26 protein-coding genes and 3 tRNA genes are annotated in these 26163 nt (G+C 60.8%); 14 read left to right on the top strand and 15 right to left on the bottom strand.

What is annotated here, in order from left to right:
* Nucleotides 1–100: 100 nt before the first annotated feature.
* Together KBX14_RS08185 and KBX14_RS08180 are read right to left on the bottom strand one after the other, a co-directional pair.
* Nucleotides 101–176, bottom strand: a tRNA-Val gene (locus tag KBX14_RS08185).
* A gap of 67 nt (nucleotides 177–243) precedes the next feature.
* A complete protein-coding gene (locus KBX14_RS08180; protein WP_070362150.1) occupies nucleotides 244–672 on the bottom strand; it encodes a DUF3052 domain-containing protein in 429 nt (142 codons plus the stop codon).
* A gap of 204 nt (nucleotides 673–876) precedes the next feature.
* Between KBX14_RS08180 and aceE the strand changes: the two genes are divergently transcribed.
* On the top strand, nucleotides 877–3603 hold the full coding sequence (gene aceE, locus KBX14_RS08175; RefSeq protein ID WP_070975097.1) for a pyruvate dehydrogenase (acetyl-transferring), homodimeric type: 2727 nt from the start codon (nucleotides 877–879) through the stop codon (nucleotides 3601–3603).
* Between the two features lie 3 nt (nucleotides 3604–3606).
* On the opposite strand, the gene KBX14_RS08170 is transcribed toward aceE, so the two are convergent.
* Both KBX14_RS08170 and KBX14_RS08165 read right to left on the bottom strand, forming a co-directional pair.
* A complete protein-coding gene (locus KBX14_RS08170) occupies nucleotides 3607–4515 on the bottom strand; it encodes a Rib/alpha-like domain-containing protein (RefSeq protein WP_256042281.1) in 909 nt (302 codons plus the stop codon).
* Nucleotides 4516–4518: 3 nt separating this feature from the next.
* Nucleotides 4519–5520 (bottom strand): alpha/beta fold hydrolase, encoded by a 1002-nt coding sequence (locus KBX14_RS08165; RefSeq protein WP_256042280.1) that lies wholly within the window; start codon nucleotides 5518–5520, stop codon nucleotides 4519–4521.
* Nucleotides 5521–5542: 22 nt separating this feature from the next.
* Here KBX14_RS08165 and KBX14_RS08160 point away from each other — a divergent pair, with 22 nt between their 5' ends.
* Together KBX14_RS08160 and KBX14_RS08155 are read left to right on the top strand one after the other, a co-directional pair.
* The gene (locus KBX14_RS08160) at nucleotides 5543–5866 is read left to right on the top strand and encodes an acyl carrier protein (RefSeq protein ID WP_070975099.1); all 324 of its coding nucleotides are present in this window, start codon (nucleotides 5543–5545) and stop codon (nucleotides 5864–5866) included.
* 1 nt (nucleotide 5867) lies between these two features.
* Nucleotides 5868–6662 carry an HAD-IIA family hydrolase gene (locus KBX14_RS08155; RefSeq protein WP_255365820.1) on the top strand — a complete coding sequence of 265 codons (795 nt, stop codon included), beginning with the start codon at nucleotides 5868–5870 and terminating at the stop codon, nucleotides 6660–6662.
* 2 nt (nucleotides 6663–6664) lie between these two features.
* Here KBX14_RS08155 and KBX14_RS08150 read toward each other — a convergent pair whose 3' ends face one another.
* From KBX14_RS08150 to KBX14_RS08125, 6 genes are all read right to left on the bottom strand, one after another.
* Nucleotides 6665–6988 (bottom strand): hypothetical protein, encoded by a 324-nt coding sequence (locus tag KBX14_RS08150; protein ID WP_070477953.1) that lies wholly within the window; start codon nucleotides 6986–6988, stop codon nucleotides 6665–6667.
* 228 nt (nucleotides 6989–7216) lie between these two features.
* Nucleotides 7217–8158 (bottom strand): nucleoside hydrolase, encoded by a 942-nt coding sequence (locus KBX14_RS08145; RefSeq protein WP_256008040.1) that lies wholly within the window; start codon nucleotides 8156–8158, stop codon nucleotides 7217–7219.
* Nucleotides 8159–9616: an MFS transporter gene (locus tag KBX14_RS08140; protein WP_070477959.1), complete on the bottom strand. Its 1458-nt coding sequence runs from the start codon at nucleotides 9614–9616 to the stop codon at nucleotides 8159–8161.
* 10 nt (nucleotides 9617–9626) lie between these two features.
* On the bottom strand, nucleotides 9627–10424 hold the full coding sequence (locus KBX14_RS08135; RefSeq protein ID WP_256042279.1) for a serine hydrolase: 798 nt from the start codon (nucleotides 10422–10424) through the stop codon (nucleotides 9627–9629).
* Between the two features lie 13 nt (nucleotides 10425–10437).
* Nucleotides 10438–11076 (bottom strand): DUF4230 domain-containing protein, encoded by a 639-nt coding sequence (locus KBX14_RS08130; protein ID WP_256042278.1) that lies wholly within the window; start codon nucleotides 11074–11076, stop codon nucleotides 10438–10440.
* A 22-nt stretch (nucleotides 11077–11098) separates the two neighbouring features.
* Complete coding sequence (locus tag KBX14_RS08125) at nucleotides 11099–11740, bottom strand: hypothetical protein (RefSeq protein WP_256042277.1); 642 nt, start codon at nucleotides 11738–11740, stop codon at nucleotides 11099–11101.
* A 115-nt stretch (nucleotides 11741–11855) separates the two neighbouring features.
* On the opposite strand from KBX14_RS08125, the gene KBX14_RS08120 reads away from it, so the two are divergent.
* Nucleotides 11856–11928 (top strand) — tRNA-Asn (locus KBX14_RS08120).
* Nucleotides 11929–12407: 479 nt separating this feature from the next.
* On the opposite strand, the gene KBX14_RS08115 is transcribed toward KBX14_RS08120, so the two are convergent.
* Entirely contained in the window at nucleotides 12408–12740 is a 333-nt protein-coding gene (locus tag KBX14_RS08115) for a DUF2283 domain-containing protein (protein ID WP_256042276.1), read from the bottom strand.
* 396 nt (nucleotides 12741–13136) lie between these two features.
* On the opposite strand from KBX14_RS08115, the gene KBX14_RS11235 reads away from it, so the two are divergent.
* The 4 genes from KBX14_RS11235 (at nucleotide 13137) to KBX14_RS08095 (ending at nucleotide 17923) form a co-directional block, all read left to right on the top strand.
* Nucleotides 13137–13703, top strand: a complete 567-nt coding sequence (locus KBX14_RS11235) for an excalibur calcium-binding domain-containing protein (protein ID WP_305083587.1) — start codon at nucleotides 13137–13139, stop codon at nucleotides 13701–13703.
* Between the two features lie 284 nt (nucleotides 13704–13987).
* Entirely contained in the window at nucleotides 13988–15019 is a 1032-nt protein-coding gene (locus KBX14_RS08105; RefSeq protein WP_256042275.1) for a LacI family DNA-binding transcriptional regulator, read from the top strand.
* Between the two features lie 179 nt (nucleotides 15020–15198).
* The gene (locus KBX14_RS08100; RefSeq protein WP_256042274.1) at nucleotides 15199–16467 is read left to right on the top strand and encodes an oligosaccharide MFS transporter; all 1269 of its coding nucleotides are present in this window, start codon (nucleotides 15199–15201) and stop codon (nucleotides 16465–16467) included.
* A 28-nt stretch (nucleotides 16468–16495) separates the two neighbouring features.
* Nucleotides 16496–17923 (top strand): glycoside hydrolase family 32 protein, encoded by a 1428-nt coding sequence (locus KBX14_RS08095; RefSeq protein ID WP_256042273.1) that lies wholly within the window; start codon nucleotides 16496–16498, stop codon nucleotides 17921–17923.
* 70 nt (nucleotides 17924–17993) lie between these two features.
* On the opposite strand, the gene KBX14_RS08090 is transcribed toward KBX14_RS08095, so the two are convergent.
* A complete protein-coding gene (locus tag KBX14_RS08090) occupies nucleotides 17994–19367 on the bottom strand; it encodes an NAD-dependent succinate-semialdehyde dehydrogenase (RefSeq protein WP_256042272.1) in 1374 nt (457 codons plus the stop codon).
* A gap of 135 nt (nucleotides 19368–19502) precedes the next feature.
* On the opposite strand from KBX14_RS08090, the gene KBX14_RS08085 reads away from it, so the two are divergent.
* The 5 genes from KBX14_RS08085 to KBX14_RS08065 all read left to right on the top strand — a co-directional run bounded on the left by KBX14_RS08085 (nucleotide 19503) and on the right by KBX14_RS08065 (nucleotide 22374).
* Nucleotides 19503–19575: transfer RNA gene (locus tag KBX14_RS08085), tRNA-Asn, on the top strand.
* A 95-nt stretch (nucleotides 19576–19670) separates the two neighbouring features.
* Entirely contained in the window at nucleotides 19671–20237 is a 567-nt protein-coding gene (locus KBX14_RS08080; RefSeq protein WP_070362131.1) for a Panacea domain-containing protein, read from the top strand.
* On the top strand, nucleotides 20234–20611 hold the full coding sequence (locus tag KBX14_RS08075; protein WP_070975290.1) for a type II toxin-antitoxin system death-on-curing family toxin: 378 nt from the start codon (nucleotides 20234–20236) through the stop codon (nucleotides 20609–20611). Before KBX14_RS08080 ends, KBX14_RS08075 begins: the two co-directional genes overlap by 4 nt.
* 60 nt (nucleotides 20612–20671) lie before the next feature.
* Nucleotides 20672–21451, top strand: a complete 780-nt coding sequence (locus tag KBX14_RS08070) for an excalibur calcium-binding domain-containing protein (RefSeq protein ID WP_256001307.1) — start codon at nucleotides 20672–20674, stop codon at nucleotides 21449–21451.
* Between the two features lie 68 nt (nucleotides 21452–21519).
* Complete coding sequence (locus tag KBX14_RS08065; protein ID WP_070362128.1) at nucleotides 21520–22374, top strand: DUF3037 domain-containing protein; 855 nt, start codon at nucleotides 21520–21522, stop codon at nucleotides 22372–22374.
* A gap of 52 nt (nucleotides 22375–22426) precedes the next feature.
* Here the strand turns inward: KBX14_RS08065 and KBX14_RS08060 are convergent, their stop codons facing one another.
* From KBX14_RS08060 to KBX14_RS08050, 3 genes are all read right to left on the bottom strand, one after another.
* Nucleotides 22427–22633 (bottom strand): hypothetical protein, encoded by a 207-nt coding sequence (locus KBX14_RS08060; RefSeq protein ID WP_070362127.1) that lies wholly within the window; start codon nucleotides 22631–22633, stop codon nucleotides 22427–22429.
* 272 nt (nucleotides 22634–22905) lie between these two features.
* Nucleotides 22906–23199 (bottom strand): addiction module antidote protein, encoded by a 294-nt coding sequence (locus tag KBX14_RS08055; RefSeq protein WP_256020904.1) that lies wholly within the window; start codon nucleotides 23197–23199, stop codon nucleotides 22906–22908.
* Nucleotides 23196–23483, bottom strand: a complete 288-nt coding sequence (locus KBX14_RS08050) for a type II toxin-antitoxin system RelE/ParE family toxin (protein WP_256042271.1) — start codon at nucleotides 23481–23483, stop codon at nucleotides 23196–23198. The genes KBX14_RS08055 and KBX14_RS08050 overlap by 4 nt, the downstream gene beginning before the upstream one ends.
* Before the next feature lie 235 nt (nucleotides 23484–23718).
* Here KBX14_RS08050 and KBX14_RS08045 point away from each other — a divergent pair, with 235 nt between their 5' ends.
* Nucleotides 23719–26037 carry a DEAD/DEAH box helicase gene (locus KBX14_RS08045; RefSeq protein WP_256042270.1) on the top strand — a complete coding sequence of 773 codons (2319 nt, stop codon included), beginning with the start codon at nucleotides 23719–23721 and terminating at the stop codon, nucleotides 26035–26037.
* The last annotated feature ends 126 nt before the right edge of the window (nucleotides 26038–26163 follow it).

Below are 26163 nucleotides of genomic sequence, written 5' to 3'. Positions count from 1 at the left end.
GCTGGACGCAGCTAAACACACACAAAATGTCCCTTATCGCGACACGCCGTAAAAACACACAAAATGTCCCTTAAGCCTTCCTCGGAAAGGGCCTTTGACCTGGTGCGCCATGACGGGTTCGAACCGCCGACCTACTGGGTGTAAACCAGTTGCTCTTCCAGCTGAGCTAACGGCGCGCTGGGTAGAGACTTTAACAAAGCTTCTACCGATCGCAAAATTAACAACAAACAGGCAGGTAAACGCCTATTTTGGTACACCGGCGGAGCGGAGGCAGGAGCCTTGCCATTCGCCGAAGCGGTCGGCGGTGGTTTGGACCAGGCCGGCGAGTTGGGCGGATTCGGAGATGACGCCGGGTTGTACGCCGCCGGGCTTGGAGGCGCCTGGGGTCATGAGCCAGATGCGGGCGTTGTCGTCGAGGTTGCGGGAGCAGTCGACGAGGACGTCGACAAGGTCACCGTCGTCTTCGCGGTACCAGAGCAGGATCATGTCGCAGAGGTCTTGTGCGTCTTCGTCGAGGAGTTGGTCGCCGATGCGGTCTTCGATCGCTTCGGAGATGGTTGCGTCGGCGTCGTCGTCCCAACCGATTTCTTGGACGATTTCGCCTTGATTGACCCCTAGTCGGTCAGCGTATGTATCGACACCGTTGGCGCCCAACGTTCTTATTCCTCCCAATGAGATGAGTGTTGTATGCAAATATGCCGTTTAGTTTACATCTGCGGGTTACACATTACCGGACAAATATGCGACGGCCTCCGGGGGCCCTCGAGTTTTGTGACGTTCAACGCAATTGGCTGAAACCACGTATCCTGTTTTGCAGGTTTTCATTCCCGCCTGTGCCTCGCTGGTTGCAGGCCCGAAACGTTAGGAGGACGTTCCTTGGCTGAACACAATAATGACTCCAACATCCCGTTGATCCGCGAGGGTGTCGCTTCGTATCTGCATGATACGGACCCGGAAGAGACCCAAGAATGGATTGACTCGTTTGATGGGATTCTGGACCAGTCCACGCCGGAGCGTGCTCGATTTTTGATGCTGCGCCTGTTGGAGCGGGCGTCGGCGAAGCGGGTGGATTTGCCTGCGTTGTCGTCGACGGATTTCGTGAATACGATTCCGACGAAGATGGAGCCGGAGTTCCCTGGTGATGAGCAGATTGAGAAGCGCTACCGCCGTTGGATGCGTTGGAACGCGGCGATCATGGTGCACCGCGCGCAGCGTCCGGGTGTGAAGGTTGGCGGCCATATTTCCTCGTATGCGTCGGCGGCGGCGTTGTATGAGGTTGGTTTTAATCACTTCTTCCACGGCAAGGACGCTGAGCAGGGCGGCGACCAGATTTTCTACCAGGGTCATGCTTCCCCGGGCATGTACGCGCGTGCGTTCCTGGAGGGTCGTCTGACTGAGGATGATCTGGATGGTTTCCGTCAGGAGCATTCGCGTCCGCAGGGTGGTCTGCCGTCGTACCCGCACCCACACGGTATGAAGGACTTCTGGGAGTTCCCGACGGTGTCGATGGGCTTGGGCCCAATGAACGCCATTTACCAGGCTCGCTTTAACAAGTACTTGCAGGATCGCGGTATTAAGGACACGGATCAGCAGCACGTGTGGGCGTTCCTCGGCGACGGCGAGATGGACGAGCCGGAGTCGCGCGGTCTACTGCACATGGCGTCGCTGTACGGCCTGGATAACTTGACCTTCGTGGTCAACTGCAACTTGCAGCGTCTCGACGGCCCCGTCCGCGGCAACGGCCAGATCATCCAGGAGCTGGAGGCCTTCTTCATTGGCGCTGGCTGGAATGTGATCAAGGTTGTGTGGGGCCGCGAGTGGGATGAGCTGCTGGAGAAGGACAAGGACGGTGCGCTGGTCCACGTCATGAATACCACTCCGGATGGTGATTACCAGACGTTTAAGGCCAATGATGGCGCGTTTGTGCGCGAGCACTTCTTCGGCCGCGACGAGCGGACGCTGAAGCTGGTCGAGGACATGTCGGATGAGGAGATCTGGGCGCTGCGCCGCGGCGGCCACGACTACCGCAAGATCTATGCGGCGTACAAGCGTGCGCTGGAGACCAAGGGCAAGCCGACGGTCATTTTGGCGCACACGATTAAGGGCTACGGCCTGGGCCACAACTTTGAGGGTCGTAACGCGACGCACCAGATGAAGAACCTCACGCTGGAGGACCTGAAGCGCTTCCGCGACAAGCAGGGCGTGCCGATCAGCGACGAGGAGCTGGAGAAGGATCCGTACCTGCCGCCGTACTACCACCCGGGCGAGGACGCTCCGGAGATCAAGTATTTGAAGGAGCGCCGCGAGGAGCTCGGCGGGTACCTGCCGGAGCGTCGTGTGAAGTTCACGCCGCTGGAGCAGCAGCAGGACTTCGAGAAGGCTTACAAGGCCATGTTCAAGGACTCGGGTAAGCAGGAAGTTGCCACGACGATGGCGCTGGTGCGTACGTTTAAGGCGTTGATGCGTGATAAGGAGATCGGGAAGCGAGTGGTGCCGATCATTCCGGATGAGGCGCGCACGTTCGGCCTGGACTCCTGGTTCCCTACCCTGAAGATTTACAACCCGCAGGGCCAGAACTACGTCCCAGTGGACCATGACCTGCAGCTGTCCTACCGCGAGGCGACGGACGGCCAGCTCCTGCACGAGGGCATCAACGAGGACGGTTCCTCGGCGTCCTTCATCGCGGCCGGTACGTCCTATGCGACGCACGGCGAGCCGATGATCCCGATGTACATCTTCTACTCGATGTTCGGTTTCCAGCGCACGGGCGACAACTTCTGGGCCGCTGGCGACCAGATGGCGCGCGGTTTCATCATCGGCGCGACTGCGGGACGCACCACCCTGTTTGGTGAGGGCTTGCAGCATATGGATGGTCATTCGCCGATTTTGGCGTCGACAAATCCGGCGGTGGTCACCTACGATCCTGCCTTTGCGTACGAGATGCCGTACCTGATTTCCAAGGGCATCGAGCGTATGTACGGCGACGGCCACGGCGAAGACGTGATGTACTACATCACCGTCTACAACGAGCCGACGCACCAGCCGGCGCGCCCAGAGAACCTCGACGTTGAGGGCCTGCACAAGGGCATCTACCTGTTCGACGAGGGCGAGAAGCACGAGCACAACGTGTCACTGCTGGCGTCCGGTATCGGTATGCAGCAGGCGCTTCGCGCGCAGAAGATCCTGCAGGAGGACTACAACGTGGGCGCCTCGGTGTACTCGGTGACCTCCTGGGTGGAGTGTGCGCGCGACGGTGCGCGTGTGGCCAACGAGCAGCTGCTGCACCCGGGTGAGGACGTCGGCGAGGCGTTCGTGACCCGTCAGCTGAAGCAGACGGAGGGCCCGTACGTTGCGACGTCCGACTTCGCCACGGACCTGCAGGAGCAGATCCGCCCGTACGTGCCAGGCCAGTACTTGGTGCTTGGTGCGGATGGGTTCGGTTTCTCGGATACGCGTGAGTCGGCACGCCGCTACTTCAATATTGACGCCGAGTCGATGGTGGTTGCGGCGCTGATGGGCCTGGCGAACGAGGGCAAGATCGAGATGGATGTTGCCGCGCAGGCCGCGAAGGACCTGAAGATCGACGACCCAACCGAAGCCTAAGGGCTAGCGCGGGAGGTACGGGGCGAGCGCCGGAATGTTCGGCGCCAACGCTGCGAACAGCGCCCCGACCACCGCGAGCGTAGAGAGCACCCCTAGCGTGATAACGAGCGCCCTCGAACCCGAGGAGCCGTTCGAGTCCGCTGGGGGTGTTTGCGGTTGCGTCGGCTCTGGCGGGTTGGGGCCGTCGTGGCTGATCCGGAGGAATGCGGTGCGGGTCGTGCCGTCTTCGAAGGTGGCGCGGACTTCGACGGTCGAGGGGGTGCGTGCGGCGTCGGTGGCGGTGCCGCTGACGGTGCCGGTGACGGGGTCGATGGAGAGGTCCCACCCGGCTGGTGGGTCGATGAGCTCGAACTTCGCGTCGGTGGGGAGTTCGACGCGATCGCGAAGGTTGAACGGCGTCGCTGTGAACGATGTGCCGTGGGCGACCTCGACTGGTTTGTAGACGGGTTCGTAGATCAGGCGCTGGTCGGCAACGAGCGAGACCGGCACGCTGATGTACTCCGTAGTCCCGTCTGGGTATTTCACACCGATGTCGAGTTTGCGGGTGTTTTCGCCGCGCTGGACGGTGGTGCAACTCGGTGCGTAGAGCTGCCCGGCTTCGACTTGGTCGCAGTTGAAGAACTGGAGGCGCACGACGAGGGTCGTGTCGTTTTCGATCGTGGCAACGATGGGCACCCCTTGCGTTTCTCCCCCGCCGGCGACCCAGAACGTTGTCCCCTCCGGCGCTCCGGTCGGGGTGAATCGGGTGCTCTCTGTGTAGAGCTGACCTGGGACCAGCGGTACGTAGCGGGGCTCGGTTTGGAAGCTCGGCTGGTAGCGGTCGGCGTCCTTCACATCAGCAGCCACCGCGTGCGGGGCGCAGGCGATGGCGCTGGTGGTAGCAACGCCGACGGCGAGCAGTTTGTAATTCATGGGTTACTTCACGTCTTCGGTAATGCGTTGGATGAGTCGGTTGATGGCGGTGCTGACGGCGCCGGGGGCATCGAGAGGCGGCATGTGGCCGCTTTCAGGCAGCACCTGCATGTAGGCGTGCGGCCAGATCTCGTGGAGTTTCGCGCTCTGGGACACTGGGGTGACGGCGTCGTGGTCGCCGACGAGGATGTAGCCGGGGATGGTGCTGAGCACCTCGCCGGCGTCGAGTTCCGAGTGGTGCAGCAGATCCTCGAAGTAGCCTGCGTAGGTTTCCAGCGGGGTTTCGCGGATCATGGCGGCGTGGAATTGCACCAGCTGGTAGCTCATCGGCCGGAAGTAGAACCCGAGCGCGAGGATCGGGGTGAGCATGTCGGTGACGACTTGCCGCACGCCTTCCGCGAAGTGCGGGGTCACGGCGACGACGCCTTCGATGAAGCGGCCGATCGGCCCTGCCAGGATCTGTGGCAGGCCTTGGACGGTAAAGGGTTCGACCGCGCTGGAGATCTGCACCGAGCCCGCGAGGTTGAATTCGTGGTGGTAGCGCCGCATCATCGAAAGCGAAATCGGTCCGCCGAGTGAGTGCCCGACCACGATGGCGGGTCCGCGCACGTTGCGCTCACGCATGACGGCGGCGACGTCGTCGGCGGCGGCGTCGATAGTTAAGAGATCGGGGTCGACTTTGCCGGTCTGCCCGTGCCCGCGCAGGTCAAGCAGCAGTTGGCGCACCCCGTGGCCTGCGACCGCTTCGGTTTGCAGGAAGAACTCTTCGGCGGCGATGTTGAAGCCGTGGACGTAGACGACGGTGACGGCGTCGGGATCCTCGGGGCCGAGTTCGTACCAGTGGATGTTGACGCGCTCTCCCCCGGCGTCGACGGTGAGCACGCCTTCGCGGTCCGGCTTGAGCCCGTATTCGCCGTCGCCGGTGTGCAACAGTTCGCGGGTTTCCACGAGCTGTCGGCGCGCTTTCGGCGTCAGCGATCGGAGGTAGGCAACTGTTTGCAGCATGCTTCCACCTTATTATGTGGGTATGGAACTCTCACAACGCTTAGATTTAAGCGCTCTCAAGCTTGACGACGCCCCCTCCGACCCCACCGCGAGCACCGAGGATGCCTCCGCGTTCGCTCAGCTCACGCGCCTTATTGAGCGCGTGACCGGCGAGGACACTGAAGCGCTCGACCGGGAGACCACGCTGGATGGGGCCGGGGTGGCGTCGTTAGATCGTATTGAGCTTGCGGTGCGCATCGAGCAAGAGCTTGGCGTGCCGATTGACGAGGAAACCTACCGGCAGCACTCGACGCTGGGTGAGCTCAGCGCCTACATTGAAGGGCACGAGGACTACAAAGGAGCGTAGCGTGACTATTTCCTATCTCACCGACATGGACGGCGTGCTGCACAAGGAAGGGCAGATGATTCCCGGCGCGGACGCCTTCATTCAGCGCCTGCACGATGAATCGATTCCGTTTATGGTGCTGACGAACAATTCGATGCAAACCCCGCGGGACCTCTCGGCGAAGCTGGTCCGGATGGGCTTGCAGATTGAGCCGGAGCGGATTTGGACGTCCGCCACGGCCACGGCGACGTTTTTGTCGCAGCAGGTCGGAGAGGGTTCGGCCTACGTGATTGGCGAGGCCGGGATGACCACTGCACTGCACGAGGCCGGGTGGATCCTGACAGACCAAGACCCAGACTTTGTGGTGCTGGGCGAGACGCGCACCTATTCCTTTGAGGCGATCACGACGGCCTGCAATCTGATTCTGAAGGGTGCGCGGTTCATCGGTACTAACCCGGATCTGACGGGCCCCGGCCCGAACGGCATTCTCCCGGCGACGGGCGCGGTGGCCGCGATGATTACGTCGGTCACGGGGATGGAGCCGTACTACGTGGGCAAGCCGAACCCGGTGATGATGCGCTCGGCGCTGAACAATATCGGCGCGCACTCGGAGCACACGGTAATGATTGGTGACCGGATGGATACGGACGTGAAGTCCGGCCTGGAGGCCGGCATGCGCACACTGCTGGTGCGCACGGGAATTTCGGATGACGCCGAGATCGCCCGCTACCCATACAGGCCAACGAAGGTGATCGATTCCGTTGCCCAGCTTGTGGACGTCATCACCGATCCTTTCGGCGACGGCGCGTACAGCTAGCCCTATCCTGCCGCTTCGATGCTGGCGCTGAAGCCGTACTCGGCGGCTAGCGTCGCGAGCGCGTCCGCGAAGCTGCGCGTGACGTCCGGGGTCGCGCGGAAAGTTTCGCGGCACTGGTAGGTGCCGGAGGCGTCGCGACGCCAGCGGGTGAACCAGGCGTCGTCCCAGAGTGCTTCCTGGTTGACTGGCGCGTCCGGGAGCATGAGCAGGAGCTCTTCGACGCGCATACGCGCTGCGGCGGGCATGTCCTGGATGCTCATGACGGAGGTCGTCGGCGCGGCGCAGACAGAGCGCCACGTACGCGGGGCAACGAGAGTTGTTGTCATTTGTGGGGACCCTTCTGTGTGTGACAGTGCGGCGCACGCGCCCGGTGACTAGCCGGTTCCGCGCCCGCTGACTAGGCGGGCGCATCTTCGTGCGAGACGAGGTTCGTCTTCCCCAACGGCCTCTCGCATCACTTTGCATGACACGAGACACACCGGGCAACCCTCAACAACTGGTTGATCCCCCTGTTTACTGAAGCTCTACTTGAGGGTCAGGGGGCTGCATCGCGGCTACCCCAGTGCCTTGACAGCGTCGAGCACCATGGACCAGAACCGCTCGGCGTCGAGCTTCGTGGCCACGGAGGTGTGGCAGTCGGCGGGCGCGGGGCTGCGGAAGTCCGCCACGGTGCGGCCGGTGGTGAGCAGGCCGTGCGTCTCGACGTCCACCGGTACCTTGACCGTCTCCACCACAGTTGGGTCGATGAGGTAGGCGACGCAGCACGGGTCGTGGACTGGCGGGTCGTCGAACCCCTGGGCGTCCTGGTAATTCTTCCGGAACGCACCGAAGAGCCCGACCACGAAGTCGCCGACATTCGTGCCCAGCGCAGCGAACTGCTCCTCGACCTCTTTGGTTGCCAGCGCCTGGTGCGTCAGATCAAGGCCAACCATGACGACGGGCCATTTCTCGTTGAAGACGATATGGGCGGCTTCAGGGTCGACGATGATGTTGAACTCCGCGCTTGGCGTCCAGTTGCCGGTGCCATACGCCCCACCCATCAGGACGACCTCCTTGACGCGCTCGACGATGCGCGGCTCCAGCCGGGCTGCAAGCGCGATGTTAGTCAGCGGGCCTGTAGGTACCAGGGTGACGGTCCCGGCGGGCTCGTTCATGATCGTGTCGATGATGAACTGCACACCGTGCGTCTCCTGCACCGACAGCGCCGGCTCGGGAAGCTCGAAGCCGTGGATTTCCATGCCGGTATCGCCGTGGATGCCCTCGGCGGTTTCTACCTCGCGCAGGATCGGGCGGGTCGCGCCCGCGTACAGCGGAACGTCCGTGAGCTTTGCCACGGTCAGCACCTGTGCCGTGTTACGCGTGACCTTCTCCAGCGTGTGGTTGCCACCGACGGTGGTCACGCCTAGGAGTTCAATGTTTGGGTTTCCGGCTGCGAGCAGGATGGCCACGGCGTCGTCGTGGCCTGGGTCGCAGTCGAGGATGATCTTGGTTGTCATTTACTGCACCTTCTTTCGTGCCGCGTCTTCTGCGGCGATCGTGTCCGGAAGCGATTCGGGGCGCGGGATGAGGAACGACGTACAGAACGCGCCAATGAGCAGGACTGCGCCCGCGATCATGCCGGCGCGGTAGCCGCCGTTCTGGTCGGCGAATGTGGCCACCACCGCGAAGATCACCGTGAAGGAGATCCCGGCGCCCAGGTTAAACGCGCCCGCGTTCAAGCCCGGCAGGTAGCCCTGGTTCGTCTTCGGCGCCAGCACCACGTGCAGCGACCCGAGCATGATGTTCGCGATACCCGCGTAGGTCACACCAGCGGCAACTGACAGCGCCAGCAGCAGGCCCTTCGTCGGGTTGGACACCACGAACGTGCCGAAGACCACCGACAGGAACGCACCGGCGATACCGATCTGCAGCATGAGCTTGTAGCCCACCCGCCCGGCACAGAACCCGGCGATCGGACCAAACACCAGGCCGGCCAGCGCGTACGGGGTCAGCGTCCACCAGGACACCACGCCCGCCGACATCCCCGGCCCGAACGTTTCGTCCTGAGCAAGGTTCGGGACCAGGCCGTTCATCACGGCGAAAATGCCGGTCATGGTCAGGGTGGTCGTCGTCAAGAGCGCCCACGTGCGCCGCTCCTTGAGCAGGTGCGGGGCGACCAGCGGGTGCTCCGTGGAGGACTCGATGCGCCAGAACACCACCAGCGCCACCGCGCCGACCGCGAGCAGAACAATAACCATGAACCAGTTCGCGGCGGCCAACGCACCGGCCTCGTTCAGCGCGGTCAGGATCGCGCCGACGGCCACGACCAGCGGGACCACACCCTTCCAGTCCATGGCGTAGCCGGCGTCGGACTTCGTCTCACGCACGCCGAAGTGCACGGCAAACACCGCCACGACCGCGAAGACGCCGATCACCCAGAACAGAGAGCGGAAGCCGAAGGCAGCTGTGAGCCAGCCGCCCATGATGGCGTCGATACCCGCGATACCACCGTTAATCGAGGTCAAGATGCCAATCAGCAGCGCGAACTGCTTCTCCTCGCGCACCTCCTGGCGCAGCATCACGGACGTCAGCGCGACCGTCGGCCCCGACACGCCCTGAATGACGCGCCCGATGAACAGCATGGTGACATTCGCCGCCAGCGCCGCAACCACCGAGCCAATCGCGGTGACCACCATCATGCCCACCAGCACTTTTCGACGCCCAATCAAATCTCCCCATCGTGGCATAAACAGGGAAAACAGGGCCGCAGCGGTAAAGAACGCGGTCTGCGTCAACCCGATCTGGGAGGTGGTGGCGTCGAGTTCGCGCTCCATCGTCGCCAGCGCGGGCGCCAGCATGGACGCGTTCAGCTGGAACGCGAAGACGGCGGTTAACAGGGCAAGCATGAGGGGCCAAACCTGGCCAGGCGGCAGGCGGTGGCCTGCTTCCGGGGGTGGCGTGTGTGTATCGTGCATGCCCCCGAGTCTAAAGCAGGGCGTTCCAGATGGCAGTGTTCGTTTCCTGCCACAAGGGCTTGGCCCACTCGCCGAACTGCTCGTCAGTGAGCGCGACCATGGCTTGGCCCTGCGCAACCCACAGATAGGTCCCCGCCATACCGAAGTGCCCCACCGTGTCGGCCGGCATGGTGTCCCCCGTCCAATGGGGGGACTTCTCCCCCTTAATCTCAAATCCGAGACCCCACGGGCATGGTTTTTGCATCCCGTAGCCTGGCACCACCCCACGCAAGTCCCCGAACTGGTTGCGGAACGCCTCCGCCACGGTGTCCGGGTGCAGCAGCGTGGGCTGCAGCAGTTCCGCAGCGAACTTGCTCAGGTCCGCGACGCTCGCGCGCGCCCCGTGGCCCGCGGAGCCTTCCAACACGGCGGTGTCCATCCCCAACGGTTCAAAGACACCTTCGTGCAGGTACTCCGGAAATGCGATGCCGGTGGTTTCCTCCACGAAGTCCGCAAGAATTTCGTAGCCAGCGGACGAGTAAATCCGCCGCTCCCCGACTGGCTTCTGCGGGCGCCTGCTATCGAAGCCGACGCCGCTGGCGTGCGACAGCAGGTGACGCACCGTGGAGCCATCCGGCCCGCACGGGGTGTCCAGCTCGAAGGCTCCCTCCTCCACCGCCAGCAGCACCCCGTACGCGGCGAGCAGTTTGGTCACGCTCGCCAGCTCGAACACCCGGTGCTGGTCCCCGTAGGTTTCTTCACACTTACCGACGAGCGCCGCCGCGCAGTGTTTCACCGGCCAGGACGCAAGGTGCTCTTCTAAAATCATGCCCACATGATAGCTACTTGCGCACCCACTCGACGCGCACTTCGTAGTCCTGCATCGCGGTGCCCTGCTTGAGCGCCTCCGCATGCGATGTCATGAGTTCCTCCACGCGCGTGTGCGCACGATCCAGCAGCCCCTCCTTGACCGCGCGGTCCGCCGCACGCGTCTTCTCCTCGGCGAGGAAGCCGGTGACGTCCTCCACCTTGACCTGGTTGAGCGGGTTCATCGACTGCTTGTACACCTGCACGCTCTTATCGTCGATCTCCGAGGAGGTCACGCTCACCTCCGGGACTCGCACCGTGATGGTCTGGGCGGCGTCGTCAATGTTGACGCCGATCGCCTCGACGTCCGCGATGCCCGCCTTGACGGTCCCGCTGTAGCTCAGCAGGAAGTTGCGCCCGGTCAGCGGCACTTTCACACCCGCGAGCTCAAGACCCTTATTGTCGTAGTTGCCCACGTTCGAGTACGCATACTCCTCAACCGAGAGTTCCCCCACCTGCCTAAACGACGCCCCTATCGACGCCTCACTGATTTCCTCCCGACCGACCTGCAGGCCGTTCGGGACCACAAACTTCAACACCGCAAACGCTGTAGCCAGCGCAACCACCAGCGCTGTGAGCACCAGCGCGCCTACTCGAAATCCTCTTTTTTCCACGCTGCAAGACTACAGCGACACGTTACCGCCCGATCTCATCGGGGGCACAGACCCGAATCTTGTCAACAAACTGCTGTGGCGCACCGCGGCCTCGCAGCGCGTCACCGTTGTAGCACGCGGAGTTCAGCCCGCGCTTCGACGTCCCATCCGGCAGCAGCGCCACCCAACGGTCTCCCTTGCGTTCAAACGGCACAATCCAGTCCGACTGCTTCTGCCCCGCCACGGCCCACTGGCCCTCGCAGTACATCACGGTCGTCCCCGTCACGCCTGGCCAGCCCGGCATCGCCGCATCAAAGGCCTGCGGAGAGCACTTATTTATCGACGCCCCTCCGAAGCCCAACGCCGCCAACCCCGGCACCGTCGACGACAACCCCGTCAGCCCAGCAACCACCTTCGGGTCCACGTTCGGGATCAACCCCTGCGACACCGCGAACGCAGCGCCCGCACCAACAGCGGCCAGGACACCAAGCGTGATCCCCGCAATTGCAGCCGGGCTCAGTTCCTCGCCGTCGGAGCTGCCGGAGCTACCGTCCTTCGTTGTCGTCTGCTGCGCCCCTTGCGTATTCTCCCCCGCCGAGTTCTCCTCCGACCACGCGACAGGCGCCTGGACGGCCGTCACGGACACAGCCGAAGCTACAGTGAGTGCAAGCAGTGAGTGTTTCATAGCGACTACCCTACAACCGCCCACCTTCCATGTCCACGAAACATGCCCCCACCTGGCGATTTTTCAATTTCCAACATCCGGGTTAAAGTATTGCTCGTTGCTTTCAAGCACATATTCCTCCATAGCTCAGTTGGCAGAGCATTCGACTGTTAATCGAAGGGTCACTGGTTCGAGCCCAGTTGGAGGAGCAACTACAACCCGAGGCGTTGCCTCGGGTTTTTGCGTTTCAGACTAGCGGGTCGGCAGACGGGCGGCCGGGGCGCCGCCCCCGTCGACATCCTCCCGTCGACCTACTCCGGTTGACCAATGCAGGTCAGCGTAAAATCGACAGAATAGCCCCAAATCATCTAAATCGTGCTGACCTGCGTTGGTCGACATTATGAGGTCGACCGGAACGCCCGAGCGTGCTCGCGATTATGAATTCCCGCTTTTTGCAGGTCCAAGAATCTCTATCACCAGAGGATCGATCTCCCTCTTGGCGCTCGTCAGCAGCGCAAGGCGTGCCAACCTTGTTTTCGCGTCATCGGTGTCCTGGAAAACAGTGCGCTCATCATTCGCGTACGGAAGCACGCGCCTACGTTGAAAGAAGCTAAACATCGATTTTCGGCACCAAGAGAAGTCAGCCCTGCATATCAACAGGTCGGGGCAGGAAAACGTTCCGAACTAGTCAGCAAGCCTCAAGCTCCCGACCTGTTACAGCTTGCGCACGGACTCGTGATTCACCGGTGAGTGAACCACTGGTAACGCTCATTCGCATCAGGTGTTTCAAAGTCACATCTAAAATCTGGCGGTCCTCTGTCTTCACATGGAATTGCGCCGCAATTTCGTCCACGGTGGGAAGGCGTCGGAGTGATAGAAGCTCAACACCCAAGACACAGTTCGAGTTATCAAAATCGATCACCACATGGGGATTCAACTCGCCAGAGTGTGAAACCTGGTGCCCAGAAAGTTCGATGTAGCCCACTTCTACTCCCTGCGATCGAGTTACCTGAATATGCATTCCCCAGTCACTCCTAAGGTCTTCTCGTAAATACGGTAATGACTTCCGTTGGATCCGAGTCATTAACGGCAACAACGCAAGCCACGCTACCCAAATCTCTTTCATACACAGTTCTGTCTGGCTCATTGCCTGGCTGAAACTAACCCGGCACATAGAACCAAGCCCGCCTACCATTCAGAGGTCACCGCGACGGTCGCGACGTCGCTTGAGGCCAGCTCCCAGGTCTGCTCGTCCGCAATAGGTGACTCCTTCCAAGGACATTCCATCAGAAAAAGCCATGGCGCCCGTCTCCGTCGACCCACTCAAGTTGAGCAACCTTGGTCGGAACAACGCACGGACTCTAACAACCTAACGCACGAATTCAGGTTTTTCCTATGCTTATGACATACTTTACACATGAGAAAAACAACCATCGCAGCAGCGCTGACCTGCGCGTTAGCACTCAGCATCTCAGCACCGGCACACGCCACCCCTGCAACCCCAGTCCCGGCAACCACCACGACCTCGCCTTCCAAACCGGAGACTCCATCAGAGGGGCTTTCCGACGGAGCCATCGCCGCCATCGCTGTCACAAGCATTCTCACCGTTTTAGGCATCGGCGCCGGCGCCGCTTTTTGGGCAGTTCAGCAACGGATTATCCCGAATCCGTTGCCGGGCATTATTCCTGGACCACCAGCGAAGAAACAAGCCCAGAACCCAGCTCCTGCTCCTGCTCCTGCTCCAAAGCCCGCACCGAAGCCAGCCCCGGCACCGAAGCCAGCGCCCCGCCCTGCCCCGGCTCCAGCACCGGCGCCGAAACCTGCCCCACAGCCAGCACCTGCACGTAGCGGCAAGCTGCCAGCGAATGGTTATTACGCCAATTGCGCCGCCGCGCGCAGTGCGGGAGTAGCTCCGATCTATAGCCACGAACCTGGATACCGCTCGAAGCTCGACCGTGACGGTGACGGTGTCGCCTGCGAGTAACCCTCTGCAAACGGCTTTAACTAAGCCAGACCCTATGAGGAAGAGTGACAGGACCTTGGCTTCCGACCGTCCTGCCACTCTCCATTATTTGCGTCCTTAACCGGCGTTACACCAGATTTCGCTTCTACTCGAACGACAAGCGCCCGCAGCAAAAGCAATTCTGTTCACAAAATCCCGAGTCAGCTTTCGACGACACCTTCCACCCCACCGCGCCCATCGCACCCACCGCTTCCCACCACTCCCATCCCAACCAAGACCAGACCGTCCCCGCTATACTGCTTCAAATGTCCAGAAGTTCGCATCGTGTCACGCTCGCGGATATCGCGAAGCATCTCGGCGTCTCCACTGCCACGGTAAGTCTCGCGCTCAACGGCAAACCCGGTTCGCGCATTCCGGAAGAGACAGTGCGGAAGGTCCGGGAGGCGGCCCGCGAGCTGGGCTACCGCCCAAACACCTTGGCGCGGGCGCTCAAGACTGGACGCACGCACACGATTGGTTTCCTCTCCGACGAGGTCACAACTACCCGTTTCGCGTCCCCGATGATCACGGGCATCGTGGACGAGGCTGAGCAGCTGCGCCACGCGGTGATGATGGCGGAGACCGGCCACCGTTCGGATCGGTTTGCTCCGGCGTTGCGTACGTTGGAGTCGCGGAACGTGGATGGTGTTGTGGTCGGGTTGATGGCCTCGCGCGAACTCGACTTGCCGAAGACGAACTTGCCGCTCGTGATCTGCAACGGACAAGCGGGTGATCTTCCTGCGATTTTGCCCGACGACTATGCGGCGGGCAGGGACGCGATTGAGTATTTGGTAGCGCGGGGGCACCGTTCGATTGCGTTGATCGGCAGGTTCCCAGAAACCGAGACGCCTTCGTTCAGCATCAGCGAGCGCATGCGCGGTATCGACGCCGCCCTGGCGCATCACGGGATCCGTCTGCACGCGGAGGGCCACGCGTCGGTTTGGGAGCCGGCGTCGGGGTATGCGCGGATGTCGGAAATTCTTGACGACGATCCAGCAAACTACCCCACCGCGGTCCTCGCTGCGAATGATCGTTTGGCGTTGGGTGTGTATCAGGCGATGCAGGACGCGGGGTTGGATGTGGCGTCGACAATTTCGGTGTTGTCCTTTGATGATGAGGATTTGGCGGCGTTGGTGCGGCCGGGGTTGACGACGTTCCGGCTTCCGTATCAGGAGATGGGTGCGCGGGCGGCCCGCATGCTGGTTGACCTTCTGTCCGGCGAACAGCCCGAAGCCGAGAATCCCACATTGCTCCCCCTGAACGTGGTTGAGCGTGGGAGCGTTTCCCAAGCTCGCTAAATCGTTTTAGCAACTTCCCCACCTTTCACACACCCCCGACGTACTATGTGCTTAAAGGTTTAAGCAGGGTCACTGCAAGGACCGAGAGTGAACAGCTAACCACGCGCACCTGCACATATCCCTGCGAAGCCATTGTCGTGCCCGGTTACCCCCGGGCCTCACAGAAAGGACATTCGGCGATGGAGATGCTTCGATCGCAGTTTTCAAACCCCGCGTACCGCTTCGGATCCGCCACGATTTTCTTGTTCTTCGCAGCGTGGGGAATCTGGTGGTCCTTCTACCAGATCTGGCTCACGTCTGAGGCTGGCGGTCTGCAGCTCAACGGCGCGCAGGTAGGTACCGTGTACGCCATCCAGGGCGCGATCACGATGGCGCTGATGCTGGTGTACGGCGTGCTTCAGGACAAGCTGGACCTGAAGCGCCCGCTGACCATTTTCATCGGCGCGAGCGCAACCCTCATCGGGCCGTTCACGCAGTTCATTTACCACCCGTTGCTGCGCGACCACTTCATCGTCGGCGCAATCCTGGGCAGCGTGGTGCTCTCGGCCGGGTTTGTGGCTGGCGCCGGACTGCTGGAGGCGTTCGTGGAGAGGATGGCAAACCGCACCGGCTTTGAGTACGGCCAGGCCCGCATGTGGGGTTCGTTTGCCTACGCGATCGTCGCGTTGCTTGCGGGTATCTTCTTCACCATCAACCCGATGCTGAACTTCTGGATCGGTTCCGCGCTCGGCGCGCTGCTGCTGTGCACGCAGCTGTTCTGGCACCCGAAGGGCACGGCACAGGAGGCCTCGATTGAGGAGGTCACGGCGAAGACCCCGCCGGTCTCCGAGATGCTCGGCCTGCTCAAGGACAGCCACGTGTGGAAGGTCATCGTGATTGTGTTGCTGTCCTGGACGTTCTACACCGTGTTTGACCAGCAGATGTTCCCGGACTTCTACACGTCCCTGTTTAGTTCGCCGGAGGTCGGCCAGCGTGCGTACGGCACGTTGAACTCGGTGCAGGTCTTCCTTGAGGCAATCATGATGGGCCTCATCCCGCTGTTGATGCGCAAGGTGGGCGCCCGCAATACGTTGCTGCTGGGTATCGGCGTCATGTTCGTCCGTATCTTCCTGTGCGCGGCGTTCGGAGGCCCGGTGTTGATCAGTATTGCGAAGATGCTGCACGCGTTTGAGGTTCCGCTGTGCATCCTGGCTATCTTCAAGTACTTCGCTATCCACTTCAACAAGGCACTCTCCGCGACCCTGTACCTGGTGGCATTCCAGCTGACTGCGCAGCTCGGCAACGTGATTCTGTCGACCCCGCTGGGCTCGCTCCGTGACCAGATTGGTTACCAGCCAACGTTCTTCGTCATCTCCGGCGTGGTCTTCGTCGCTGGCCTCATTGCGGTCTTCGCGCTCAAGCGCGACGACGAAGCCGTGGTCAACCCCGAGGAAATCCCAACCCGCTAGCCCGCAACGTTTTTAGAAAGGTTTCATCATGCAACCCCTCCGCCACACCAACGACCGCTGGTACCCCTCGTTCCACGTCGCAGCCCCTGGTGGCTGGATCAATGACCCGAATGGCCTCTGCTTTTTCGACGGCCGGTTCCACGCTTTCTTCCAGCATCACCCGTACAGCCCGGCGTGGGGCCCGATGCACTGGGGCCATGCCTCCTCTGCGGACCTGCTCGAGTGGCGCGAAGAGCCTATCGCGCTAGCTCCGGGCGAGCCAGGTTCCGACGACGCCGACGGCATCTGGTCCGGTTCCGCTGTAGTCCACGACGGCACGCTGTATGCGTTCTATACGGGCAACCGCTGGGTCAACGGCGTCGATGATAAAGACGGCAAGTTCCAGACCCAGATGCTGGCCACCTCTACCGATGGCGTCCACTTTGAGAAGCACGGCGCCGTGGTCCCGCCCGTCAAGGCGGACGCGCGCGACCCGAAGGTGTTCTCCCACGACGGCCGCTGGTACATGACCATCGGCGCAGAAGTCGACGGTCGCGGCCACGTACTGCTCTACACTTCTGAGGACCTCTACAACTGGTCCGAGGCCGGCTCCCTCTTCATCGACCCAGACCCGAACGTCTTCATGGTCGAGTGCCCCGATTTCTTCTTCCTCGACGGCAAGTGGGTGCTCATCTACGGCCCGATGGTGCGCACGCCGATCCGCTCCGGGTATGCGCTACGCAATGGCCACAACGTTGGTTACGTCGTGGGGTCGTGGGAGCCCGGCGCGCAGTTCGTGCCCGAAACCGACTTCCGGCTTCTCGACTGGGGCCACCACTTCTACGCCACTCAGTCTTTCGCCGCCCCCAACAATCGCCGCCTGGCGTTCGGCTGGATGGGCGAGTTCGCTCACCCGCTCGCCTCGCGCGAGGACGGCTGGTCCGGCCAGCTCAGCCTCCCCCGGGAGCTCTCGCTTAGCGACGCCCTCACGCTCCACTGCGCGCCCGCCCCCGAAATCGCCGAGCTTTTCGGCCCCGCCGAGACGCACGACGCCACCCTCCAAGCAGGCGAAACAACCACCCTTGCCCCACTCGAGGAGGCATGGCTGCGCGTCACCCCCGACCTGGAGCAGCTCGTCCCGCTGCAGACAAACACCTGCGAGCAGGTGGTCCTCCACCTCATTCGTGACGACGCCCGCTGCGCCCACATCGTGTTCGACACCCTCGCCGAGCGCATCCACCTAGTACTTGCGCGGGGCAACGGCGCCGGCAGCGGTTACCGTTCCATGCCTTGGACCCCGGGCGATGCCTTGGACATCTACTTAGACCGTGGCTCCATCGAGCTGTTCACCGCGGACGCCACGGAGACGCTCTCTTCCCTCGACTTCCTCGGTGAGGGGCCTCGCACCGTGGAAATCGAGTCCGTGGCGGGCCCCGTCGGCGTCAACGTAGAAGTGCGCCCGCTGAAGCGAGATTAACCCCGCCCGCAGCAGACGCAATTCTGTTCACAAAATCCCGACTATTCCCGCAAGCCCCCGTCCCCCAGCGCTACTTCGCCACGAAGTAGCGCTGCTTGTTCACAAACTCGTCCATCCCGAGCGGCCCGAGCTCGCGACCGAAGCCGGAGTTCTTCACGCCGCCGAACGGCAGCCCCGCACCGCGGGCCTGCGGGATGTTGACGTGGATCATGCCGGTGACAACTTGGTTGGCCACCTTCTTGGCGCGCTCCTCGTCGGTGGAGAACACCGCGCCGCCGAGTCCGTAGCGGGAGTTGTTGGCCAGCTCCACGGCTTCCTCGTCGGAGGACACCTTGTAGATCTCCACGACCGGGCCGAAGAACTCCTCGTAGTAGGAGTCGGAGCCGACCGGAATGTCGGTGATGACGGCCGGGGTGAAGTATGCGCCTTCCCCGGTGAGCTCGCCTCCGCAGTGGAGGGTGGCGCCGGCCTCGACGGCTGCGGCGACCTGGTCGCGCAGCGTTTCGGCGGCCTCCCGGGAGGACAGCGGGTAGTAGTGGCCGCGCTCCGGCGTGAACGGGTCGCCCTGACGCAGGGCGGACACGGCGTCCACCATCTTGGAAACGAACTCATCGTAGATGTCGTCCATGACGATGATGCGCTTGTTGGAGGTGCACGCCTGGCCGACGTTGCCCATGCGCTTCTTCAGCGCAGTGCGCACTTCACGATCAATATCGTCCGTATCCAGGACGATATACGCGTCAGTACCGCCAAGCTCCAGCAGGGCCTTCTTCAGGTTGGCGCCTGCCGCCTTCGCTACGGCCTTGCCTGCGCCCTCGGAACCGGTGAGCGATACGCCTTGCACGCGTGGGTCCGCGAGCAGGTCTTCGATCTGAGTGTGGCTGATGCGACGGTAGTTGAATACACCTTCGGGCACGCCGGCGTCGTCGAAAATCTGCTGGATCGCTTCGGCGGAGCGCGGGCAGATGGACGCATGCTTCAGGATGATGGTGTTGCCCGCCATCAGCGTCGGCGCCGCAAAGCGCGCGACTTGGTAGTACGGGAAGTTCCACGGCATCACGCCGACGATCACGCCAAGTGGCACTTTGCGGATCACGATGTCCCCACCGTCGTGCGGCAGCGGTTCGTCCGCGCCGAATTCGGCGCCGTGGTCTGCGTAGTAGTTGCAAATTTCCACGCATTCGCTGACTTCCCCGTCGCCTTGGTCAATGGCCTTACCCATCTCCTCGGCGATGATTTTCACGAGGGTGTCGCGGCGCTCGTCGAAAAGCTGGGCAACTTTGCGCAGGTATGCGGCGCGTTCCTCGTAGCTGAGGGCACTCCATGTCTTGTACGCAGCGTCGGCGCGCTGAAGGGTGTCCTGCAGCTCCTGGTCGGTGGTCTGCTCAAACGTTGCGACGATCTCATTCGTCGCCGGATTTTGTACTCGATATGTCGTAGCCATGGCCCCACGCTACAGCCTCTTCCCGCTTTTCGACGCCCATTCACCCACCTTTACGCCAGTTCCCAGACTGGGCCAACCGCAGATTTCCCTTGTTCCCTATCATGCGCTAGAGTGTCTTTCGCACCAAGTGCGTATTCCTCCATAGCTCAGTTGGCAGAGCATTCGACTGTTAATCGAAGGGTCACTGGTTCGAGCCCAGTTGGAGGAGCAAAGCGAAAGGCCCGAGGTTTCCGCATCCTCGGGCCTTTCGCTTGCCCTGGTAGTATTCACCTATATAGTTCACGGCATACTTGAGGAGGGCTCATGGCAACTTCGATCGATGTCGCCCAGTATATCTACAACAAAATGGGCTGGATGGACGCATGGAAGCTAGCCAAGCTCACTTACTACGTGCAGGCATGGAGTCTAGGCTGGTTTGGAAAACCGCTGTTCGCGGAAGAATTTCAGGCCTGGGCAGACGGTCCAGTTGAGCCAAAGCTTCATGCCGAGAACCGGTATTGCCGACGTGGGATTACAGACACGCAACTTCCGTCGGCGGACGTGTCAAGGCTCACTGCACAAGACATCGAAACCATCGATGCAGTGCTGGATTTTTACGGTGGCTTCACAAAAGAAGAGCTTATTAATCGCACGCATTCAGAAATGCCATGGCTTAAGGCCAGGGCCGGTCTTGCGGCTGGTGAGCGGAGCCGCAATCCTGTATCTCAGTCCTCTATGCGTAGGTTCTATGCCGATCAGGAGCTCAAGAAGGTCGATGGTCCTTGCCGCCCCAGAATGCTGGTTCACGGTAATCATGACCAAACTCGTGCACAGTTCCGCGGAGCAGTAGAACGATGGGAAACTGCACTTACGATTCTGGCTACTCGATGAACCAGTACTGTTTGGATGTAGCAGCAGTAATCGATTTGAATCGATCGCTAATTCGCCAGCACTTCAATGTCATTGACCAGTACAAGTTGGAAGGTGCCCTTGCCGCACCGCTTCGAACTTGGGCTGGTCAGTATTTGTACCAATCGCCGGTTGAACGAGCTGCGATACTCCTAGAGCGGTTGACAAACGCGCATGCCTTCTTAGACGGCAACAAACGCACTGCCTGGATTTGCGGAGCCGTATACCTCGAGCAGTGTGGATTCGTCCTGGAAGACGTGGCGGATGAAGAAATCGTGGAGTTTATGATCGAAGTGGCAGAAAACACCCTAGGAACAGAAGCCATTGCAGATTGGCTGATAGATCACCTGGCCTAGCCTCTGCCCACCCCCTGAAATACCTACGCATCCCCATGTCGTGAAATCGAGAGGTCAACCATGAGTTACACCACCCAGCCGCAATCGCAACGGTCTTCTTCGAAAACCAAAACAGTGTTCGCTTGGATCGCGATAGCGGTCGGCATCATCCTGTTGTTTTCAGGCGAAATTGGTGGCATCCTGCTCGCGGCGGCATTCATTGTGCCGGGTGCCTGGTGGATGTGGTGCGAGGCCCAAGATAAAAAGCACTACAACGAGACTCAAGAAGCCGCCGCGAATCACGAGCAGTTGCGCAAGCTACTCGATCCCCAGCGCGATTCGTTGGTCCTCAACAGCATGGGCGCTGCGCCGCAGTTCACCCCAGTAAACCGCAGGTGGCCTATTGTTTGGCTGACAGCACTGGTGCTGTTTATTGCCGGTGGTAGCCTCATTCCCGAATCTGGATCCACCACAAACACGGAGCCCACTCGGGCCAGCATGGACCCGACGACAACCACGTCTGCCACGAGTGAATCCACCTCAGCAGCAACCACTACAACACACACGTCGACGACCAGCTCTACTCACAACAGTTCTTCCCCGAGCAGTGTTACAACCGAGGAGACCACGGCAAGCATCGCCAAATTCGCCGACATCCCAGCCGAAGAACCTGCACAGGCTCCTGCACCCGAGCCCGTAATTGAACAACCAGTGCCAGCTGCGCCTGCCCCAGCGCCAGCCCGTGTTTACTACGCCAACTGCTCCGAAGCACGAGCAGCCGGAGCAGCACCTATTTACGAGGGACAACCCGGCTACAGCAGGAAGCTCGATCGCGACGGCGACGGAATCGCTTGCGAATAGTGGGCAAAGCCCGCTGACCAGCAGCCGCTTCCGACAATCATCCGCAGCTGCTCACGAAGGAATTTGACATGCAATTCGACTACTGGACGGTTCGAGCAGTCCCCCAGCCGATGGGAATCACCACCATCGGTGTGGGCGTAGTCGTGCTTGACCCTCGCACGGGAGAATCGCAATTCAAGTTCAAGGATGCCCACCGAACGCTCACTGATTCTGATAATCGAGACGCGATCAAACATGCGCTGCAAAATTTTAAGAACGAACTAGAGCAGCTTTCCGCTCCAACAGAACCTCTTTATCTTGGGGATCGCTATTCACTTCGTGGCTACTTAACTTTTGTCAGTAGCCATTGGATGAACATAATCCGGGTTGACCAGGTCAAAAGCATGGATGCAGCAAACATTTCCGAGGCAACCCAATTGCTTTTTGACACTTTGATTGGCGGCCAAGCGCAAAGCGATGTCAAGCCGGGAGTACGCCAGTTGAAGAGGGAAATCCGCACTGTGTACCGCTCATTCCCGGAACTCGGGAAAGCCACAGTACCGGATGCCGATGTCTCCGTTGCCAGGCGCGAGCTCGACCTCAACCTCGCCGTCGTGCGAGACGACACTGTCTTGGAACTGAATCAGGCTTTCAATTTCCAAGTAGATAACCCTGCTAAAACACGGTCCCACATCGATGCGTGGACGCTGAAGATCGATAAGCTGCGCCAGGAAGGAGGCAAGCTTAAGTACAACGACTCCTCACTTGAGATTGGCAAGGACCACCTTTCGGTCACTGCGGTCGCCCTTGACCCGGTTACAACTGCCCAGCGAAAGAATTACGCACTGTTCAGGGACTTTTGCCATGATCTCAACGTAATGCTCATTAGTAGCAGCCGAGTGGGAGAGCATGCCGAGAGTCTCAATCGCCAACTCAGTTCGTGACCGAAAACCATTGCGGCCGACGGCGTATGGCAGCGACTACTGTTGCTCCTCCTTACCCCTCCTGCAACAGCGCGTTCACGCGGCAAAACTCATCGTAAATAGCGCGCTCCTGTAACGTGAAGGAACCCGAGTCTGCAAGAAATCGTAGCCACCCCGGAGTGAGCCGGTGCTCTCCCAACTCCTCCCCGAGCCGAGTCATCAGGGTGTGCTTCCGCTCCAGAAGCTCAGCATCATTCGTGCGACGTAGCTCCAGTTGCATCTTGAACGCCTCCCTCCGCGCCGCAAATCAGCATACCGTCGCCCTACTCGCCCGCCCCAGTTACGCTGACCTCATCGATCCACCTGAACAACCGGAGCCGACCATTTCAAACGCAAATAACCTCAAGGCCCGCGTACAGCTCCTGGAGCGTGCGCTCGCGAAGCCCCCTAGCACCGATGATTTCGAAGCATTCCCCACCGAATGTCGATTTGAAGTGTCCTGCGTGTGCATGTATAACCACCAATCCATGGTGATGTGCTTCCAGCAGGTTTCTAGGCATTTTGTGTAGCGAGAGTTATTTTGAGCCCTAGGGCTTTCATGATTTTCGTGATAGCCGCAAAGGACGGGTTACCGTCTTTTGACAGTGACTTGTAAAGGGATTCACGGTTGAGTTGAGTTTCTTTAGCGAGCTGGCTCATGCCGTGTGCCCTGGCAATGTCACGCAACACCACCTGTGCGGTTTTCGTATCGCCGTCTTCGAGTGCGATAGCCAGGTAATCGTTCATTGCTTCTTGGCTATCGAGATATTTGCTTGCGTCGAACGCTGAAAACGTTACTTCCTTCACGACTGTTCCTCCCTTACCTGTTGTGCGAGCTGTTGAGCGGTTCGAATATCTTTAGCCTGGCTGGATTTATCTCCTCCGGCCAGTAGGAAAACCGTTACTGCGCCTAGTTGGGTGTAGTACACCCGATAGCCGGGTCCGAAATGAAATCTCATCTCGTCCACTTTCTCGCCAACGGGTTTGATGTCTCCAATCATTCTTCCGTGCGCTTCGCATCGAGCTACCGCGTACAAAATGCGCCGTTGAGCATGTTTGTCTTTCAGCTCAACTGGAAATAATTTACACACACCCAAGTGTAGCCTACAAGCTACAAAGGTCAAGGGGAGAAACCCCTCTCATGGCTGACTCCTCTTTCGGTTTGAGGGTTGGTTTGGAGGGTGAGCGGGAGTTTAAGCGAGCTATCACCGACACCAACCGCGAGACGCGGGTACTCGGGCCGACTCGCTCATGGTCAATGGCGCCCAACTCGCCCCGCCCCAGATACACTGACCCCATCGATCCCCCGAAAACCGGAGTCCGCCCATGCCAAACGCAGACGACCTCGAGGCCCGCGTACAGCTCTTGGAGCGTGCCCTCGCGAAGTTCCTTGGCACCGATGATTTCGAGGCATTCCTCACCGAAACCGAAACCGAAACCGAGCAGACCCGGCCCAAACCCACAAGGCCACCGCAACCACCGCAAGTATCACAAGCAACAGCACCCGAAGACCTCACCGCAGTCACCAACTCCTCCTCCCCCGACGCCAAGCTGCGCTTGTTCGCCGACTACTTCCGCGGCCGCAAGGACGTGTACGCCACCGCATGGCACAACGGCGAAAAGAAGGGCTGGTCGCCGGCATCCTACGGTCGTTACGACCGCAACAACCCAAACCTGAAGCCTCTCACCCCGCAAGTCCTTGAGCAGCACCTCCGCCGCGACAACAACCTCCACGTTGGGCTCTACCCGCTGTGCAAGGGCGACACCTGCTTCCTCCTCGCCTGCGATTTCGACGACGCCGACTTCCGCACCGCCGCCCGCCTGTACGCCAATACCTGTCGCGAGTACGGCCTCGACCCCCTCATCGAAGTCTCTCGCTCCGGCACTGGCGCTCACGTGTGGATCTTCTTCAGCGAGCCCGTCCCTGCTGCCCTCGCGCGTACCGTAGGAACGGGCCTGCTCGCCAAGGCCAGTCCGAAACAGTTCTTCACCAGCTTCGATCGCTTCTTTCCCTCCCAAGACACGCTGCCCGGCAAACGCCGCGGCTTCGGCAATCTCATCGCACTCCCGCTCGCGGGGCAACATCGCGCCGAGCACCGCACCATCTTTGTCGACGCCTCCTTCGAGCCCATCGAGGATCAATTCGCCACGCTCGCATCCACCGCCAAAGCGTCCAAATCCCAGCTCAAAAAGATTGCTGCTCGCCTGCAGCCAGATCCGGAGACCCAGCTTCCCCAACCACCGACCAAGGCCGAGCTCAAGGCGCTCAAACGAACCGGCAAGGCACTCGTCACACACGATTCCCGAGTGCACATCTCACTCGAAGGCGTCGACGGCACCACAGCCACCGCGCTTCGCCACCTCGGCGCGATCCCCAACCCACAGTTCTACATCCGCCAGGCCCAGCGCCTCTCCACTTTCCAAACGCCCCGCCTCATCATCCGCTTCGACGAGCACGACAACACCCTCACCCTTGATCGCGGCACGCTTGATCAGGCCATCACTATCCTCAAAACCGCCGGTTACACCGTGAGTCGCCGTGGCAAAACACCAAAGCCGCGCTCTATGCAGGCCGAATTCACCGGCGAGCTGCGCCCCAGGCAGCGCAAAGCCGTCGCAGCCATGCGAAAACACCCCACGGGTATACTCGTCGCTCCTCCTGGTGCTGGCAAAACTGTGATGGCCTGCGCGCTGATCGCACACCGCCAAGTACCAACCGCAATCATCGTTCCCAACGTAGAGCTCGCCACGCAGTGGCGCGAAGCTCTCACCAAGTTTCTCGACGGCCCCACCATCGGCCAATACGGCGGCAACTCCAAGAAACTCAGCGGAGACATCGACATCGTCACGGCCCAGTCGATCAGCCGAGCCGACTCGCGCACCGATTTCCTCGCCAACTACGGCTACATCATCATCGACGAATGCCACCGTGTCGGCGCCGCCGGCCTCACCCGTGTCCTTGCAGACCTCAATGTCCGATTCATCAACGGCCTTACCGCGACTCCGTACCGCTCCGACGGCCTCGACGCCCTCCTTCCTCTGATCTGCGGACCTATCCGCCACACGATGGAACTCGAGCATGCGGGTCCCAAGCATTACGTTGTGCAGACCACGGAGTTCACCTACGACGAGCCCCATCTCTACTGGCCAGACCTCGACAATGCCCTCGCCGCCGATAGCGACCGCAACGCACTCATCGCCGAGACCATCGCCCGCGCCACCGCCGATGGAACCAACGTTCTTGTGTTGGCCAAGCGCCGCGAGCACATCAGCGCTCTCGAAACCCTTCTTACGCGCGATCACCCCGACCTCCCCGTGCTGGTATTTACGCTCCACGGCGCGCAGAGCACCAGAGACCGCAGAGCCACCCGAAAGGCCCTCGACAGCACACCACAGTTCATCCTTATCGCCATGTCTCAGATCGCAGGCGAAGGAGTGGACCTTCCTACTCTCGGCGTCCTCGTCCTCGCAGCCCCAGTCGCGTTCAAAGGAAACGTCATCCAGCAGATCGGCCGCGTTACCCGTGGCACTGAGACTACTGCCACGGTTTACGATTTCCACGACCACCATGTCCCTGTACTCACCGCCGCGTTCCGCAAACGCAGCTCGGTCATTCGCAAGCAGGGCTTTCTTACTTTAGTTTGAGACTACGAAATCAAACGTTCTAATCAGTCGACTTCTGCGAATTGACTAGAGAAGTAATCAGGTTTGGAACTTCCTGCCAGAAACGCAAATCAAATCTCTGCACGACGGACTCTTGCAAAACACTCG

The sequence above is a fragment of the Corynebacterium sp. CCUG 61414 genome (genome assembly GCF_024453945.1).
GTDB lineage: Bacteria > Actinomycetota > Actinomycetes > Mycobacteriales > Mycobacteriaceae > Corynebacterium > Corynebacterium pseudogenitalium.
This window is presented reverse-complemented; position numbering and strand designations above follow the sequence as displayed.